Source organism: Paraburkholderia mimosarum LMG 23256 = NBRC 106338, assembly GCF_000739815.1.
GTDB classification, from domain to species: Bacteria; Pseudomonadota; Gammaproteobacteria; order Burkholderiales; family Burkholderiaceae; genus Paraburkholderia; species Paraburkholderia mimosarum.
Genome location: NZ_BBJJ01000004.1, coordinates 1 through 14,849, shown reverse-complemented (window position 1 = coordinate 14,849; position 14,849 = coordinate 1). Strand labels below are relative to the sequence as shown.

General features: G+C 66.0%; 16 protein-coding genes. 5 read left to right on the top strand and 11 right to left on the bottom strand.

Annotated elements, in window-relative coordinates; genetic code table 11:
* Positions 1 to 60: 60 nt before the first annotated feature.
* The 3 genes from BMI01S_RS04160 to BMI01S_RS04150 form a co-directional block, all read right to left on the bottom strand.
* A complete protein-coding gene (locus BMI01S_RS04160; protein ID WP_028209685.1) occupies positions 61 to 606 on the bottom strand; it encodes a glycine zipper family protein in 546 nt (181 codons plus the stop codon).
* A gap of 24 nt (positions 607 to 630) precedes the next feature.
* Positions 631 to 1,017, bottom strand: coding sequence for a hypothetical protein (locus BMI01S_RS04155; protein WP_028230684.1), 387 nt, complete (start codon positions 1,015 to 1,017; stop codon positions 631 to 633).
* Between the two features lie 498 nt (positions 1,018 to 1,515).
* Positions 1,516 to 2,241, bottom strand: coding sequence for a TetR/AcrR family transcriptional regulator (locus BMI01S_RS04150; protein ID WP_028230683.1), 726 nt, complete (start codon positions 2,239 to 2,241; stop codon positions 1,516 to 1,518).
* 195 nt (positions 2,242 to 2,436) lie between these two features.
* Here BMI01S_RS04150 and BMI01S_RS04145 point away from each other — a divergent pair, with 195 nt between their 5' ends.
* Genes BMI01S_RS04145 through BMI01S_RS04130 form a run of 4 tightly spaced genes read left to right on the top strand, consistent with a single transcriptional unit; the run spans position 2,437 to position 8,115 of the window.
* Positions 2,437 to 3,618: an isovaleryl-CoA dehydrogenase gene (locus BMI01S_RS04145; RefSeq protein ID WP_028209682.1), complete on the top strand. Its 1,182-nt coding sequence runs from the start codon at positions 2,437 to 2,439 to the stop codon at positions 3,616 to 3,618.
* Positions 3,619 to 3,653: 35 nt separating this feature from the next.
* Positions 3,654 to 5,261, top strand: a complete 1,608-nt coding sequence (locus BMI01S_RS04140; RefSeq protein ID WP_028230682.1) for a carboxyl transferase domain-containing protein — start codon at positions 3,654 to 3,656, stop codon at positions 5,259 to 5,261.
* A gap of 25 nt (positions 5,262 to 5,286) precedes the next feature.
* Positions 5,287 to 6,075 carry an enoyl-CoA hydratase/isomerase family protein gene (locus BMI01S_RS04135; protein WP_028230681.1) on the top strand — a complete coding sequence of 263 codons (789 nt, stop codon included), beginning with the start codon at positions 5,287 to 5,289 and terminating at the stop codon, positions 6,073 to 6,075.
* 30 nt (positions 6,076 to 6,105) lie between these two features.
* Complete coding sequence (locus BMI01S_RS04130; protein WP_028230680.1) at positions 6,106 to 8,115, top strand: acetyl/propionyl/methylcrotonyl-CoA carboxylase subunit alpha; 2,010 nt, start codon at positions 6,106 to 6,108, stop codon at positions 8,113 to 8,115.
* Between the two features lie 147 nt (positions 8,116 to 8,262).
* Here BMI01S_RS04130 and BMI01S_RS04125 read toward each other — a convergent pair whose 3' ends face one another.
* The 3 genes from BMI01S_RS04125 to BMI01S_RS44010 all read right to left on the bottom strand — a co-directional run bounded on the left by BMI01S_RS04125 (position 8,263) and on the right by BMI01S_RS44010 (position 10,149).
* Positions 8,263 to 9,108, bottom strand: a complete 846-nt coding sequence (locus BMI01S_RS04125) for a helix-turn-helix domain-containing protein (RefSeq protein ID WP_028230679.1) — start codon at positions 9,106 to 9,108, stop codon at positions 8,263 to 8,265.
* Positions 9,109 to 9,145: 37 nt separating this feature from the next.
* Entirely contained in the window at positions 9,146 to 9,703 is a 558-nt protein-coding gene (locus BMI01S_RS04120; RefSeq protein WP_028209677.1) for a carboxymuconolactone decarboxylase family protein, read from the bottom strand.
* A gap of 263 nt (positions 9,704 to 9,966) precedes the next feature.
* Entirely contained in the window at positions 9,967 to 10,149 is a 183-nt protein-coding gene (locus BMI01S_RS44010; protein WP_028230678.1) for a hypothetical protein, read from the bottom strand.
* A 13-nt stretch (positions 10,150 to 10,162) separates the two neighbouring features.
* On the opposite strand from BMI01S_RS44010, the gene BMI01S_RS44005 reads away from it, so the two are divergent.
* Positions 10,163 to 10,285: a hypothetical protein gene (locus tag BMI01S_RS44005; protein WP_407668978.1), complete on the top strand. Its 123-nt coding sequence runs from the start codon at positions 10,163 to 10,165 to the stop codon at positions 10,283 to 10,285.
* Positions 10,286 to 10,333: 48 nt separating this feature from the next.
* On the opposite strand, the gene BMI01S_RS04110 is transcribed toward BMI01S_RS44005, so the two are convergent.
* The 5 genes from BMI01S_RS04110 to BMI01S_RS04090 form a co-directional block, all read right to left on the bottom strand.
* Entirely contained in the window at positions 10,334 to 11,095 is a 762-nt protein-coding gene (locus BMI01S_RS04110; RefSeq protein ID WP_244884645.1) for a CDP-diacylglycerol diphosphatase, read from the bottom strand.
* A gap of 163 nt (positions 11,096 to 11,258) precedes the next feature.
* Positions 11,259 to 11,561, bottom strand: a complete 303-nt coding sequence (locus BMI01S_RS04105) for a DUF6587 family protein (protein ID WP_028230676.1) — start codon at positions 11,559 to 11,561, stop codon at positions 11,259 to 11,261.
* The gene (feoB, locus tag BMI01S_RS04100; RefSeq protein WP_028230675.1) at positions 11,558 to 13,408 is read right to left on the bottom strand and encodes a ferrous iron transporter B; all 1,851 of its coding nucleotides are present in this window, start codon (positions 13,406 to 13,408) and stop codon (positions 11,558 to 11,560) included. The genes BMI01S_RS04105 and feoB overlap by 4 nt, the downstream gene beginning before the upstream one ends.
* Positions 13,405 to 13,665, bottom strand: a complete 261-nt coding sequence (locus BMI01S_RS04095) for a FeoA family protein (RefSeq protein ID WP_238327592.1) — start codon at positions 13,663 to 13,665, stop codon at positions 13,405 to 13,407. Before BMI01S_RS04095 ends, feoB begins: the two co-directional genes overlap by 4 nt.
* Before the next feature lie 241 nt (positions 13,666 to 13,906).
* The coding region (locus BMI01S_RS04090; RefSeq protein ID WP_042288415.1) for an amidase family protein at positions 13,907 to 14,849 on the bottom strand (943 nt) is incomplete at its 5' end.

The following is a 14,849-nucleotide window of genomic DNA, read 5'->3' as shown; positions in this document are numbered from 1 at the left end:
AATGCAAAGAAAAACGCGCGCTCGCCAAAAGGCGAAGCGCGCGTTAGCTTTTTCTGCCCTTCAGTATGCGTTGGGCGGAGGCGGCGATCCAGGGGGCGGCGGCGGCAGGTAGTGCTGCTGTGGCGCTGTCTGGAACTGCTGCTGCGGCGCCTGGAACTGCTGGGGTTGCGACATCGTCATGTTGCCCGGTGCCGGAATGCGGTTGCCCATTGCGTACATGCACTGCAGATAGGCGTAGTCGTAACGGCGCTGCACTTCCCACGCGGAGCCCTGTGAGCTGCCCATGCCTACCGCGCTACCCGTGAGCAGGCCCGCGCCTGCGCCAATGGCCGCGCCATGGCTGCCGCCGAACGCGGCGCCCGCGGCTGCGCCGAGGGCCGTGCCGAGCACGGCGCTGCCCACGCCGGCGCCGGTCGCCGCCTGGTTCGATGTGACGCCGCCCACCTGCTGGAAGGCGAACTGGCGGCAGTTGGCGTCGTCGGCGCGGAACTGGTCGAAGGTCTTGCCGGTGCCCGGCAGCGCCATGACGCTCGGCCCCGTGGGGGTCACGGCGCATGCACTCAGCAGCCCCGCGGTCGCGAGTAGCGAGAAATAGGTGTATTTCATGTGCGGCTCGATTTGATCAAGGTGTCAGTTCGAAGGCGCCGGCTGGGCCGGAACCGCGCGCCAGCCCGACGAGCATTCCTTTACATACGGATAGTAGGTTTTCGAGTCGTCGCAGTAATACCAGGTGTCGCTGTTTGGCTGCTGGGCCTCCATCTCGTTGCCGGGCCCCTGCGGATTCGTTGTTGGCGCGCCGGCTTGCGGCTGAGCCTGCTCGATGTAATCGGGCCCTTCGAACGGACCCGGTGCGACGACGACGGGCGCCGGGCCGTAATAGTAGGGCGCGGGCGCAACTGGGTAGTAATACGGCACGCTGCCGCCGATGAACACGCCGACGTGCCCTGCATGCGCGACGCCACCCACGCCGAGGAGCGCGGCCACGGCGACCCCGAGTAACACTTTAGACCTGCTCACACACGATCTCCAGAAATGAGCGTGCTGGGGCAACGGCGCACGCCAGCCTGTTATTGAACGCTAAGACATCGTTGCCGCCAATGCAATTACGCAGATCGCGCTGATTTTTCCAGTTGTTACAGGACCGCGCGGAGCTGCGCGGACGCGAAAAGCCGGCCGGCGTGCGTACCTGCGGCAACGGCTTGCTTTGGGATCGAACTGGGGCGCAAACGACGAAAAACCCCGCTTCATTGCCTGCCTGCGCCGGCGGTGCGCGCCGTAATAATTGGACATCGGCGGCAAGACTGGAGGTTGCGCCGTTCGAACCACAGGGCGGCAGTTAGATTCGGATGTCTAATTATTAGGCGGCAGCGCGCGAAAAACACCGGTTCCTTGCCCATCGTCGATGGTTGACCTGGTCGTTATGACCGTAATGATCGATGACGCGGTTCCGCTCGAATTGCCGCAGGTCTTCACGCGCGGCGGAGCAAGCGGCGGACCGATCGCCCGCTCCGGCCGCTAGCGCGCCGAGCGTTCGCGCTCGAGCCGGCGCATCGCTTCGCCCACGTCCTGGCTGAACTGCGCGAGCGCCGCGAGTTCGAGGTTGGGCGGCTGCAGTGCCGACCACAGCGCGTCCACGAGGCGCTCCGCCGTGGCGTCGATGTCGGTGCGGCGGTTGGCGAGCGTCGCATCCCACAGCACGTGCTCCATCGGCCCGAACACCAGCGAACGCAGCAGGCGCAGCGGCAGGTCGTTGCGGATCTGCCCGCTTTCCTGGCCGCGCGCGAGCACGCGCATGAGCGGCGCGGTGTAGCGGCGCTGCATTTCCATGAGCGCTTCGCTCAGATCGTGGTGGCGCGTGCGGCCTTCCGAGAGCACCAGTTCGCAGATCCCGGTGCCGCTCTCCAGCATCAACTGCAGATGCATGCGCACGATGAAGGCGAACTGCTGGCGTACCGTGCCGTCGCGCGGCAAGCCGCCTTCGATTGCGGCGATGGATTCGTCATACCAGTCGCCGATCACCCGCGCGCACAACTCCCGCTTGCCGCGAAAGTAGCTGAACACCGTCGCCTCGGACACGCCAAGACGCTGGGCGATCTCGGCCGTGGTGGCGCGCGCGTATCCCTTTTCCGAGAACACTTCGCGCCCCGCCTGCAGGATCTCACGCACGCGCTGCTGCGACTTGCGGCCCGCCGGCTGGCGGCGCGACGCGGGCAGGGCACTTTTCGGGGCGGGGGCTTGCATGTTGAGGGTTATTCAGTTTACGTCGGATTGAACTCGATTATCTGCGAAAGAACCAACGCCGGACAAGGAGATTTCATCCATGTGACAAGTTGAGTGTCACTCAGAAATACCTATTGACGTTAACGTAAATCTGGCGTGAAATGGGCGTCCATGGGGCGAAGCACGGCCCGGTTCGACGAAATCCTGGAGACAAACATGAGCAACGTACCTGGTTTGCAGTTCCCGCTCGGCGAAGAGGTCGAAATGCTGCGCGACAGCATCGCCAGCTTCGCGGCGAAGGAAATCGCGCCGCGCGCGGGCGAGATCGACCGCACCGACCAGTTCCCGATGGACCTGTGGCGCAAGTTCGGCGACCTGGGCGTGCTCGGCATGACGGTCTCGGAGGAGTACGGCGGCGCGAACATGGGCTACACGGCGCATATGGTCGCGATGGAGGAGATTTCGCGTGCTTCCGCCTCGGTGGGGCTCTCCTACGGCGCGCATTCGAACCTGTGCGTGAACCAGATCCACCGCAACGGCACCGAGGCGCAGAAGCGCAAGTACCTGCCGAAGCTCGTTTCCGGCGAGCACATCGGCGCGCTCGCCATGAGCGAGCCGAACGCAGGCTCCGATGTCGTGAGCATGAAGCTGCGCGCCGAGAAGAAGGGCGAGCGCTATGTGCTCAACGGCACGAAGATGTGGATCACCAACGGCCCTGACTGCGACACGCTGGTCGTGTACGCGAAGACCGATCCCGAAGCGGGCCCGCGCGGCATTACGGCGTTCATCGTCGAGAAGGGCATGAAGGGCTTTTCGGTTGCGCAGAAGCTCGACAAGCTCGGCATGCGCGGCTCGCATACGGGCGAGCTGGTGTTTCAGGATGTCGAGGTGCCCGAAGAGAACATCCTCGGCCAGCTCAACGGCGGCGTGAAGGTGCTGATGAGCGGGCTCGACTACGAGCGCGCCGTGCTGGCGGGCGGGCCCACCGGCATCATGGCCGCGGTCATGGACGCCGTCGTGCCGTATATCCACGACCGCAAGCAGTTCGGCCAGGCCATCGGCGAGTTCCAGCTCATTCAGGGCAAGGTGGCCGACCTCTACACGACCTTCCAGGCGTGCCGCGCGTATCTCTACGCTGTGGGCCGCCAGCTCGATACGCTTGGCAAGGACCACGTGCGCCAGGTGCGCAAGGACTGCGCGGGCGTGATTCTCTACACCGCCGAAAAGGCCACGTGGATGGCTGGCGAGGCCATTCAGATCCTGGGCGGCAATGGCTATATCAACGAGTATCCGGTTGGGCGTCTCTGGCGTGACGCGAAGCTCTACGAAATCGGCGCGGGCACGAGCGAGATTCGCCGTATGCTGATCGGCCGCGAGCTGTTCGCCGAAACGATGTAATCCCAAGCAACTCAGTGTAGCCAGAGGAGGACGGGATGCCCGTCATCGAATCGAAGCTCAATCCGCGCTCCGAAGACTTCAAGGCCAATGCCGCGGCGCTCGAAGCGCTCGTCGCGGACCTGCGCGAAAAGATCCAGAAGCTGTCGCTGGGCGGTGGCGAGGCCGCGCGCGACAAGCACCTCTCGCGCGGCAAGCTGCTGCCGCGCGATCGCATCGCGCAACTGCTCGATCCGGGTACGCCGTTTCTGGAGCTATCGCAGCTCGCGGCGTATGGCATGTACAACGACGACGCGCCGGGCGCGGGCATCATCACGGGCATCGGCCGCATCGCGGGCCAGGAGTGCGTGATCGTCTGCAACGACGCCACGGTGAAGGGTGGCACGTACTACCCGGTCACCGTGAAGAAGCACGTGCGCGCGCAGGAAATCGCGCAGGAAAACAACCTGCCTTGCGTGTATCTCGTCGATTCGGGCGGCGCGAATCTGCCGAACCAGGACGAGGTGTTTCCGGACCGCGACCATTTCGGCCGCATCTTCTATAACCAGGCGAATCTCTCTTCGCAAGGTATTCCGCAAATCGCCGTGGTGATGGGCTCCTGCACGGCCGGCGGCGCGTACGTGCCGGCCATGAGCGACGAGTCGATCATCGTGAAGAACCAGGGCACGATTTTTCTCGGCGGCCCCCCGCTCGTGAAGGCCGCGACTGGCGAAGAAGTGAGCGCCGAAGATCTCGGCGGCGGCGACGTGCATACGCGCCTTTCGGGCGTGGCAGACCATCTCGCGCAGAACGATGCGCACGCGCTGGCCATTGCGCGCTCGATCGTCGGCAACCTCAATCGCACGAAGACGCCTCCGGTTGCGCTGCGCGAACCGCTGCCGCCGCGCTACGACGCGAAGAGCCTGTACGGCGTGATTCCCGTGGATACGCGCAAGCCCTTCGACGTGCGCGAGGTGATCGCCCGAATCGTCGACGACTCGGCTTTCGACGAATTCAAGGCACGCTATGGCACCACGCTCGTGACGGGCTTCGCGCACATCTGGGGCCACCCGGTCGGCATCGTTGCGAACAACGGTATTCTGTTCTCCGAATCGGCCCTGAAGGGCGCACACTTCATCGAGCTGTGCTGCCAGCGCAAGATCCCGCTCGTGTTCCTGCAGAACATCACGGGCTTCATGGTGGGCCGAAAGTACGAGAACGAAGGCATTGCGCGCAACGGAGCGAAGATGGTCACGGCGGTGGCGACGGCGAAGGTGCCGAAGTTCACGGTCATCATCGGCGGCTCGTTTGGCGCCGGCAATTACGGCATGTGCGGTCGCGCGTATTCGCCGCGCTTTCTCTGGATGTGGCCGAACGCGCGCATTTCGGTGATGGGCGGCGAGCAGGCCGCGTCCGTGCTCGCCACGGTGCGCCGCGATGGGATCGAGGCGAAGGGCGGCAGCTGGAGCGCCGAAGAAGAAGACGCGTTCAAGCAGCCGATTCGCGATCAATACGAGCGTCAGGGCCATCCGTACTACGCTAGCGCGCGCCTGTGGGACGACGGCGTGATCGACCCGGCGCAAACGCGCGACGTGCTTGGCCTGGGTCTTTCGGCGACGATGAACGCGCCGATCGACGATACGCGCTTCGGCGTGTTCCGCATGTGACGCCGGATCGCGAGGAGATACACGTATGGAATACGAAACGCTTGCGGTAGACATCGTCGGCCATGTGGCGACGGTCACGCTCAATCGGCCAGAAGTGCGCAACGCGTTCAATGAAGCGATGATCGCGGACATCAGGGCTGCGTTCACGGCGCTCGGCGCGCGCGACGACGTGCGTGCGATCGTGCTCGCCGGCAACGGCAAGGCCTTTTGTGCGGGCGCAGACCTGAACTGGATGCGCAAAATGGCCGGTTACTCCGATGAGGAAAATCGCGCGGACGCATTGCGTCTCGCGCAGATGCTCTCGGCCGTCTATCGCTGCCCGAAGCCTGTCGTCGCGCGCGTGCATGGCGACGTCTACGCGGGCGGCATGGGGCTCGTGTGTGCCGCGGACATCGTGGTGGCCGTGGAAAACGCGCACTTCTGCCTTTCCGAGGCGCGCCTCGGGCTCATGCCCGCCACGATCGCACCGTACGTGATCCGCGCGCTCGGTGAGCAGGCGTCGCGCCGTTACTTCGTCACGGCCGAAGCGTTCGACTGTGCGACCGCACTTCGGCTCGGCCTCGTCAGTGAAGCCGTTGGCGCGGAGGAACTCGACGCAACCGTGCAGCGCATCACCGAAACGCTCTGCGCGAACAGCCCGAATGCCGTGCGCGAGTGCAAGCAACTCGTGCAGGACGTCGCGGGCCAAACGATCGACAACGCCCTGATCGAGGACACCGCCGTTCGCATCGCGCGCATTCGCGCGAGCGAGGAAGGGCGCGACGGTGTGTCGTCGTTCCTTGAAAAGCGCACGCCGCGCTGGCGCGCCGAATAACGCCACCCAGCGATATAGCGAGGACAGCCTATGTTCAACAAGATCCTGATCGCCAACCGGGGCGAAATTGCATGCCGGGTTGCGGCGACCTGCCGGCGGCTCGGCGTGAAGAGCGTGGCCGTGTATTCGGACGCAGACGCGAACGCGAAGCACGTCGCGGCCTGTGACGAAGCCGTGCATATCGGCGAAGCGGCCGCCGCGCAAAGCTACCTGCGCATCGAGCGCATCATCGAGGCTGCGCGCGCCACGGGTGCGCAGGCCATTCACCCGGGCTACGGTTTTCTTTCGGAGAACGAAGACTTTGCCCACGCGTGCGAAGCGGCGGGCATCGTGTTCATCGGACCGCCGGTCGAGGCAATTGCCGCCATGGGTTCGAAGGCGGCCGCGAAGGCGCTCATGCACGCGGCGGCAGTACCGCTCGTGCCGGGCTATCACGGCGACGAGCAGAACGCGGCGCTCCTGCAGCGCGAAGCCGATGCGATGGGCTACCCCGTGCTGCTCAAGGCGAGCGCGGGCGGCGGCGGCAAGGGCATGCGCGTGGTCGAGCGCAGCGAGGACTTTGCGGCGGCGCTCGCCTCGTGCAAGCGCGAGGCGGCGAGCAGCTTCGGCAACGACCGCGTGCTGATCGAAAAGTACCTCACGCGGCCGCGCCACGTGGAGGTCCAGGTGTTTGCCGACCAGCATGGCGGGGCGGTCTACCTGTTCGACCGCGACTGCTCGGTCCAGCGCCGTCACCAGAAAGTGCTCGAAGAGGCGCCCGCACCGGGCCTGGAAGACAAGGTGCGCCGCGCGATGGGCGAAGCAGCCGTGGCCGCGGCGCGCGCGGTGCGCTACGTCGGCGCGGGCACCGTCGAGTTCATCATGACGGGCGCGGACTTCTACTTCATGGAGATGAACACGCGCTTGCAGGTCGAGCACCCCGTGACGGAAATGGTCACGGGCCTCGATCTCGTCGAATGGCAGTTGCGCGTGGCCGCGGGCGAACCGCTGCCGCTCGAACAATCGCAGCTGGCCATCACAGGCCATGCGCTGGAAGCGCGTATCTACGCGGAAAACCCGGCGCGCGGCTTCCTGCCCTCCACCGGCACGCTCAAGCATCTGCGCATGCCTGAAGGCGTCGAGTTCCGGATCGGCGAGGCGGGCCAGCGCGCGCATGTGCGCGTCGACAGCGGCGTGCGCGAAGGCGACACGATCACGCCGTTTTACGATCCAATGATCGCCAAGCTGATCGTGCACGGCGCGACGCGCGAGGACGCGCTCGCGCGCATGAAGCGCGCGCTCGAAGCCTGCGAAGTAGTGGGGCCGCATACGAACGTCGAATTCCTGCACCGGCTCGTGGCCTGCGAGCCGTTCGCGAACGCCGATCTCGATACGGGCATGATCGAGCGGAACCACGACGCGCTGTTCGCCCCGCGCCAGAAGCCGGTGCGTGAAGCGCTCGCGCTGGCGTGCGCGGCGTTGCTCGGCCGCGAAGGCGCGGCCGCAAGTAGCGCGTCGCCGTGGCAGTCGCTTTCGCATTGGCGCTTGAACAGCGGCTTCGCACAATCGCTCACGTGGCGCGATTTCGATGGTGACACCGCGTTCACGGTGGCGCATACGCATGACGGCGCAGAGCAGTCACTCGGTTATGCGGGACACGAAGCGCGTTATACGTGGTGGCGCGGCGAAAGCCCGGACGAATACGGCGTGACGATCGGCGAGCGTCGCGTGACCGGGCGCGTGTTCGTCGACGGCGACGTGTTCCATGTGTTTTGCCTCGGCACGGCAATGGCGTTCGAGTGGCAGAACCTGCTCGCGCACGCCGCCGATGCGGAGCACGGCGAAGGCCGCCTGACCGCGCCCATGCCGGGCAAGGTGATCGCGGTGCTGGTAGAGCCTGGTGCCGTGGTCGAGAAAGGCGCGCCGCTCATCGTCATGGAGGCGATGAAGATGGAGCACACCATTGGCGCGCCGACGGCTGGTAAGGTTACCGAAGTATTGTATGGCGTGGGCGACCAGGTGACCGACGGCGCGCAACTGCTGGTGCTCGAAGCCGCCTGAAGCTGGCTTGAGCGCAGCCTTGGGGAGTTCTCGTTGGCCTCCCTGCGGCCGAAGAACGACGTGACAGTTGTGCCCTGGGGCGCTCCAGCTTTGATGGAGCGCCTTCTTTTTGCGTGCTTGACAGGCCTGCGGGGAAAGTCGCGGCGTTCAACGTGCTTTCGTTTGCGCCGCGAGCAGTTGCCCATGCCGCGCTTCCGTAGCATCGTCGGCGGGGAACATGCATTCGAGGCGCAATTCCTGCGCGGCGATGTTTTGCGGCGTACCCACTGTCGTCACCATCGAAAAATAGCGAAGCACGGTGCTTTCGTAGACGAAGCTCAGTGGAATGACCGGCATCGTCGGCGTGCTGGCCGATCCGTGATGTGCCTTCCAGTCGGACGGCACGTCGGGCCAGGCGAGCAATTCGTCGAGCAGCGTTCTCGTTTCGTCGTCGATCACGCGGCCAACCGCCTCGCGATGCACGCGCTGCAGCAGGCTGCGCGAGACATTCTCCCAATCGGCGAGGAATGGACGCATGCCCTTTGGATCGAACATCAAATGCAGCAGGTTGCGCCGGCCTTCGCGCGCACCCATGTCGATGAAATGGCCGAAGAAGCGTCGCGCTGCGTCGTTGGTCATCAGCACGTTCCAGTGGCGGTCCATGACGATAGCCGGAAACGGTTCGTTCTGGCGGATGACTCGCTCGAGCGCACGGACCACGTGCTGCATGTCCTGCGCGTTCCACGGCCCCTCCGAATACACGGGAGCGTATCCCGCCGCGAGCAGCAGGGCGTTGCGCTCGCGCAGCGGTACGTCGAGCGTCTGTGCCAGGGTGAGCAGCGTGTCACGGCCGGGTACGCTGCGCCCGCTCTCTATGAAGCTGATCTGTCGCTGCGAGACTCCCGCTTCGAGCGACAGATGCAGCTGACTCACGCCACGCAAGTCCCGCCAATAGCGCAGCAAGGTGCCAAGCTCATGCTGCGGCGCTTTGGCTTCGCGATGCGTGACGTTCATCGGTTTTCCCCGCTTGAAATGAACAACGGTAGCCGATTCAGGCTGCGTGCGCACGCCAGACGAATTTCTCGAACTGCGCTTCGAGCGCAGGGTGTGTCACGCTTGCCGCGTAGTTCGTGATGGTCGACGCGGCAACCACCGCGATGACCTCGAGAAGCTGCTCGGCGCTGAACCCCGCTTCGAGAAAACGCTGCTGGTCCGGGCCGGAAAGGCGGCCGCGCTTTTCGATCAAGGTGCGCGCCAGTGCGGACAAGGCGGCCAGCGCGGTGTCTTCGGGCAGGCGAGCGTGGCGGATCGCATCGACATCGCCGTGGCTCACGCCTTCCTTCAACGCGAGCGCTGTATGAAACGCGACGGGCCACTCCGATGCGTTCGTGACCGCGTTGGTCAAAAGCACTGTCTGGATCTGCGGCTCGGTGAGGCTGCTTGCGTGTACCCGCTGGAACACGCCGATGAAGGCGTTGATCAGCACGGGTGAGTTCGACATTTTCGCCGCGATGTTCGGGACCATGCCGAACGATCGCTGCAGTTCCTGAAGCACGGGCTGCGATTGCACGGGTGCGGATTCGATGGTGTGCAGGGGATAGACGGACATGCTGGCTCCTGGGTTAACGCTACCGGTTTGGCAGCGCGACAGCCGAAGAGTAGAAGCAGCGGCGCTCGCCGCCAATTACATGACATGTAATCGCGGCGACGCATTCACTGGGGTTCACGCATTGATGCCACGATTGCGCCCTTACAAAGCCGGTGCGGGAAAGGAACGGCAAGAAATGGTGCAAGTTTGCGGCCTCCGCGCTCCCCATGGTTCCGGACGTAGGCGAGGGCAAGCGCGGCGAAGGGGGACATTTCGGCTACCTGCTACGCCAGGCGGGCGCGGCGCATCGTTTGCGCATGGAGCGCGTGCTCGCCGATCTCGGCATTTCGGGCGCGGATCTCGCGCGGCTCGCGGTGCTCACGCCGCAGACCGTGAGCGTGATCGTCGCGAATCTCGAGCGCAGCGGCGCGATCGGGCGGCGTCGCGCACGCGGTGCACGGGCGCATTCAGCAGATCGACGTGACGGAAGAGGGTCGGGCGCTGCTCAAGCAGTGCCGTGCACGCGTGAAGAAACTGGAGGCGCGCATGGCCGCAGGCTTCACGCCCGCAGAGGAGCAGGTGATCCGCTCCGCTGGCTCGTGAGCGTCGCGAACGAAGAGGACAGTGGGGGCCAGGCCGGCGTCTTGACGGCTACTGCGATTCGCCCCGCGTTTGCGCGAGGCTGCATGAATGGTCGAGCAATCCTTCAGCGGTGCCGGTGCCATCGTCCACGTCGAGCCCGCTATTGACGACGAGCCAGCCGTCGCGCTGCGCATCGGGGCCAGCGCCTGTCACGAGTATCGTTTGCTGGCCCATGGTCTGCTGCGCGCCGAGGTCGCGTGCGACCACGCGAAACGGATTGTCGCGGTCCGCAAGGCTCGTCACGCGCGTCACGCGGTAGCGCGAGCCGTCGAGCGTCGTCCATCGCCACGTTCCCGGCGCGATGTCGCTGTACGACGCGAGCGCTTTGGTGATGTCGGGGCGCATGCAGTCGACGTGGATGTGCAACTGATTTTGCGTGCGCCGCAGCGAGGAATTGATCTCGAGGCCCAACTGGTTGCCTGCGAGCGGCCTGCCGAGCTTCGCTTCCACGTGGCGTCCTGCCGCCCACGCGCCGACCCAGTACTCGGGCGCGCCGCCGTAGAGAATGTCGGGGCTCTCGATACCGGCCACGCGGTCGGTCGGAATCACGAGGTACTGCGCGCGTCCGGCGATATCCTTGAGCACTGCGTAGCGTTTCTGGAAATCGACGGTCGTGCAGGGCCCGGGCTTTCCCTTGTCTCGCATGTTCGGCACGCACTGCCCGCCCACGACTTTCCAGAGGCCGTTGGAATCGACCGCAGAGAGGCGCACGCAGGCACCGGTCGTGGCGAGCGCAACGATCGCCGCCGTGGCTACGGCGAGCCTGGACATCCGCGTGAAAGGGGCAAAGGGCAACGATCGCATCGGTGCAAGGTGTCGGGGTTCGTTCCTTCGAACGCGCCTACGTGCGAAGCCTGCACGCGTCGCGGCTGGGTGGAGTAGCGCAGTGTAGCGCACCGGCCGTGACGGTTTCCCGAGCGATGCGGCTGCTGATTTACTTTCGGCGCGGATGAAACGTGACCGGCTGCGCGTTCGATGCGTCGGCGGCAGCTGGCGCCGGGCTGCATGTCGTGCACGTGCCGCAGCCGTCGCCGCAATCGCCGGTCGCGCTCCTCGGCTGCACGAAGCGGCCGAGCCGCTGCGCGAACGCGCCGCGCTGCGGGCGCAGCAGCGCGGCGGACAGCGCGGCCTGGGCGCGCGTTGCCGTTGCTGGGGCGATCTTGCGCAGCGTATGGACCAAGCTCGCGGCTACGAGGAGCCCAATCACCGCATATTGCGCAACGAGTCCGGCGTTCATACGAAGTGCCTTGCGATCTGATACGTGACGAAGGACGCAGCGTAAGCCACGACGAACATGTAGCCGAAAGAAAGGGTGACCGCGCGCCACGAGCGCGTTTCGCGGCGAATGACAGCGAGAGTGGACATGCATTGCGGCGCGAACGCGAACCACACCATCAGCGAGAGCGCGCTCGCGAGCGAGAAGTTCTGCGCGAGCGTGTGACCGAGCGCGGTGATGTCGGCGTCGCCGCCCGCCACCGAGTAGACGGTGGCGAGGGCGGCCACGGCCGTTTCGCGCGCGGCGAAAGCGGGGATCAGCGAAAGGCTCATCTGCCAGTTGAAGCCGAGCGGCGCGAACGGCCATTGCAGCGCGCGGCCCAGATAGCCGGCGATGGAGTAATCGATGGCGGGCAGCGTCGCGCCTTCGGGCGGCGATGGAAACGTGGAGATGAACCACATCAGCACCGTGAGCGCGAGGATGATGCCGGTGAGGCGCTTGAGAAAGATCGCGCCGCGCTCCCACAGGCCGATGGCGACGTCGCGTGCGCGCGGCAGCCGGTACGAAGGCAGCTCCATGAGCAGCGCGTGCTCGCGCCTGTCGCGGCGCAGTTTCTTCATGACCCAGCCGACGGCCATCGCGCCCGCAATGCCGGCGGCGTAGAGCGCGAAAAGCACGAGCCCTTGCAGGTTGAACACGCCGAAGATCACGCGGTGCGGAATGAACGCGCCGATCAGCAGTGCATAAACCGGCAGCCGCGCCGAACAGGTCATGAGCGGCGCGACGAGGATCGTGGCAAGCCGGTCGCGCGGGTCGGAGATGCTGCGCGTGCCCATCACGCCCGGAATCGCGCACGCGAAGCTGGAGAGCAGTGGAATGAACGAGCGCCCCGTGAGGCCGACGGCCACCATCATGCGGTCCAGCAGGAAGGCCGCGCGCGGCAGATAGCCCGATTCCTCCAGCACGAGAATGAAGAAGAACAGCACGAGAATCTCGGGCAGAAAGCCGAGCACGGTGCCTACGCCGCCGAACAGCGCGTCGGTGACGAGGCTGCGCAGCGGGCCATCGGGCAGCGCCGCGCCGGCCAACGCGCCGAGCCAGGCGAAACCGTTGCCGATGGCGTCGGTGAGCGGCTTGCCGACCAGGTACACGGCCTGAAACACCAGAAACATCACGAACGCGAGAATCAGCGGGCCGAGCACGGGGTGCAGCGCGAAGCGGTCGATGGCGTCGTCGCGGGCGTCGGTGGCGCGCGGCATCGTCACCGCGCCCGCGAGAATTTCGCGCACCGTGCCATGCAGATCGTCGCCCGGCACCGCGCGCAGCGGAGGCGTTCGCGGCACATCCATGGTCGTGCGATCGATCAGTTCGATGAGCGCCTGTGCGCCGCCGCGCCGCACGGCCACCGTTTCTACAACGGGCATGCCGAGTTGGCGCGCAAGCTCGGCCACATCCACTTCGATGCCGCGGCGTTTCGCGGCGTCCATCATGTTCAGCGCGAGGACGATGGGGCGGCCCATGCGCCGCACTTCCAGGACAAAGCGCAGGTGCAGGCGCAGATTCGTCGCGTCGGCCACGCAGACGATCAGGTCCGGCGCGGCTTCGCCCGGATAGCGGCCGAGCAGCACGTCGCGCGTGACGCGCTCGTCCGGACTGGTCGATTCGAGGCTGTAGGCGCCGGGCAGATCGAGCAATCGCACGCGGCGGCCCGAGGGCGTGGCGAAGCGGCCTTCCTTGCGCTCGACGGTCACACCCGCATAGTTCGCGACCTTCTGGCGCGCGCCGGTCAGCAGGTTGAAGAGCGCGGTCTTGCCGCAGTTGGGATTGCCGACGAGGGCCACGCGAAGCGGAGCGACGGAATGGCTCATTGCGCGGACTCCGCGCCTGGCTGGATCGACACGCTCACGCGTTGCGCTTCCGCGCGGCGCAACGCAAAGCGGGTCGAGCCGATTTGCACGAGCAACGGATCCGCGCCCCACGGTGCGAGCGCAACCACGCGCAGAGGCTCACCGGGAACGAAGCCCAGATCGCGCAGCCGCTGCGCGATCGGGTCGGGCGCATGGATATCCTCGACTCGCTCCACGAGGGCGGTCGCTCCTTTGGACAGATCGGTCAGGCGCATCATCTTGATTTGGAGTGGCTACGAACGAATGAGAACCGTTCTCATTGTACCGACAGGACGACGCCGGTGGCGGCAAATGCGCCAACGGCCCACTGATGCGGGACAAGAACAGGCAGCCGGCGCGGGAATGCGTGGCGCAGTGCGCGCATATGTCGCAGGATGAGACCCCTGCGATGGGCGTTAGTGAGGAGCGCTATGCATCGGGTATCGACCCGACGAGGAGACGATGGCGCCGCGATTTCGCTCAAATCTCCGGCGCAGGCAGCGACCCCAGTATCGCTTCGAACGCGAGGCCGATCGCGAGCAGCCTGCGATCGCCGCCGGACGGCCCGTCGAGTTCGAGCCCGACCGGCAGCCGCCCATGGACGAGACCCGCCGGCAGCGCGAGGCCCGGAATGCCGGCGTTGCTCGCGGGGTCGGTGTTGCGCAGATACGCTTGCATCTCGTCGATGGGAGCCGCGCCGTCGATCGATACGCGCGACGAGCCGTTCAGCTCGTCGATCGGCACGGCGGCGAGCCGCGTGGTGGGAAAGAGCAGGGCGTCGAGACCGCTGGCCGCGAACGTCTGCGCATAGCACTGCTGGAGTCGCGGCCGCCATACCGTCATCGCGGCGTGATAGTCGCCGCCGCGCGCATCCGCGAGCACGGCGTCGTAGGCGGCGCGCACGTCAGGGCTGGCAATGCGCGCAGCAACGTCGGCCACGGTTCGCACCGGCGCGTTGTTGGCAACGAGCCACGCTTCGAGATCGTCTATCGGCTCATGCAGCGCGAGCGCGTAGCTTACGCGCTCATTGAGCGCGAGCAGTTCGCTCATCTCGACCGGCACGAGCGTGACGCCCGCGGCTGCGAGTTTCGCGAGCGCGGCGCGCGCCACCTCTTCGAGCGCGGCTTCGAGACCTTCCCACAAGGGCGCGGGCAATCCAATGCGCAGATTCGCCACGGGGGCTTGCGCGAGCGGCCCGTGCCCCGTGATCACCGCGTCGAGCAGCGCCACATCGGCTACGGTTCGCGCCATCGGCCCGACCGTGTCGCGCGTGTGGCTGATCGGCACGACGGCCTGCGGGTCGTGATAGCGGCGCTGCGTGCCGCCGTCGCCGACGCTCGGGCGCAAGCCGACAATGCCGCACAGCGCGGCGGGAATGCGCGTGGAGCCCCCGGTGTCGGTGCCGAGCCCGGCGGGGACGATG

Bases quoted from the DNA above. Each gene is read 5' to 3' on its own strand.
- BMI01S_RS04160 (WP_028209685.1), bottom strand. From the start codon at position 606: ATGAAATACACCTATTTCTCGCTACTCGCGACCGCGGGGCTGCTGAGT.
- BMI01S_RS04150 (WP_028230683.1), bottom strand. From the start codon at position 2,241: ATGCAAGCCCCCGCCCCGAAAAGTGCCCTGCCCGCGTCGCGCCGCCAG.
- BMI01S_RS04145 (WP_028209682.1), top strand. From the start codon at position 2,437: ATGAGCAACGTACCTGGTTTGCAGTTCCCGCTCGGCGAAGAGGTCGAA.
- BMI01S_RS04140 (WP_028230682.1), top strand. From the start codon at position 3,654: ATGCCCGTCATCGAATCGAAGCTCAATCCGCGCTCCGAAGACTTCAAG.
- BMI01S_RS04135 (WP_028230681.1), top strand. From the start codon at position 5,287: ATGGAATACGAAACGCTTGCGGTAGACATCGTCGGCCATGTGGCGACG.
- BMI01S_RS04130 (WP_028230680.1), top strand. From the start codon at position 6,106: ATGTTCAACAAGATCCTGATCGCCAACCGGGGCGAAATTGCATGCCGG.
- BMI01S_RS04125 (WP_028230679.1), bottom strand. From the start codon at position 9,108: ATGAACGTCACGCATCGCGAAGCCAAAGCGCCGCAGCATGAGCTTGGC.
- BMI01S_RS04120 (WP_028209677.1), bottom strand. From the start codon at position 9,703: ATGTCCGTCTATCCCCTGCACACCATCGAATCCGCACCCGTGCAATCG.
- BMI01S_RS44010 (WP_028230678.1), bottom strand. From the start codon at position 10,149: ATGCGCCCGTGCACCGCGTGCGCGACGCCGCCCGATCGCGCCGCTGCG.
- BMI01S_RS04110 (WP_244884645.1), bottom strand. From the start codon at position 11,095: ATGTCCAGGCTCGCCGTAGCCACGGCGGCGATCGTTGCGCTCGCCACG.
- BMI01S_RS04105 (WP_028230676.1), bottom strand. From the start codon at position 11,561: ATGAACGCCGGACTCGTTGCGCAATATGCGGTGATTGGGCTCCTCGTA.
- feoB (WP_028230675.1), bottom strand. From the start codon at position 13,408: ATGAGCCATTCCGTCGCTCCGCTTCGCGTGGCCCTCGTCGGCAATCCC.
- BMI01S_RS04095 (WP_238327592.1), bottom strand. From the start codon at position 13,665: ATGATGCGCCTGACCGATCTGTCCAAAGGAGCGACCGCCCTCGTGGAG.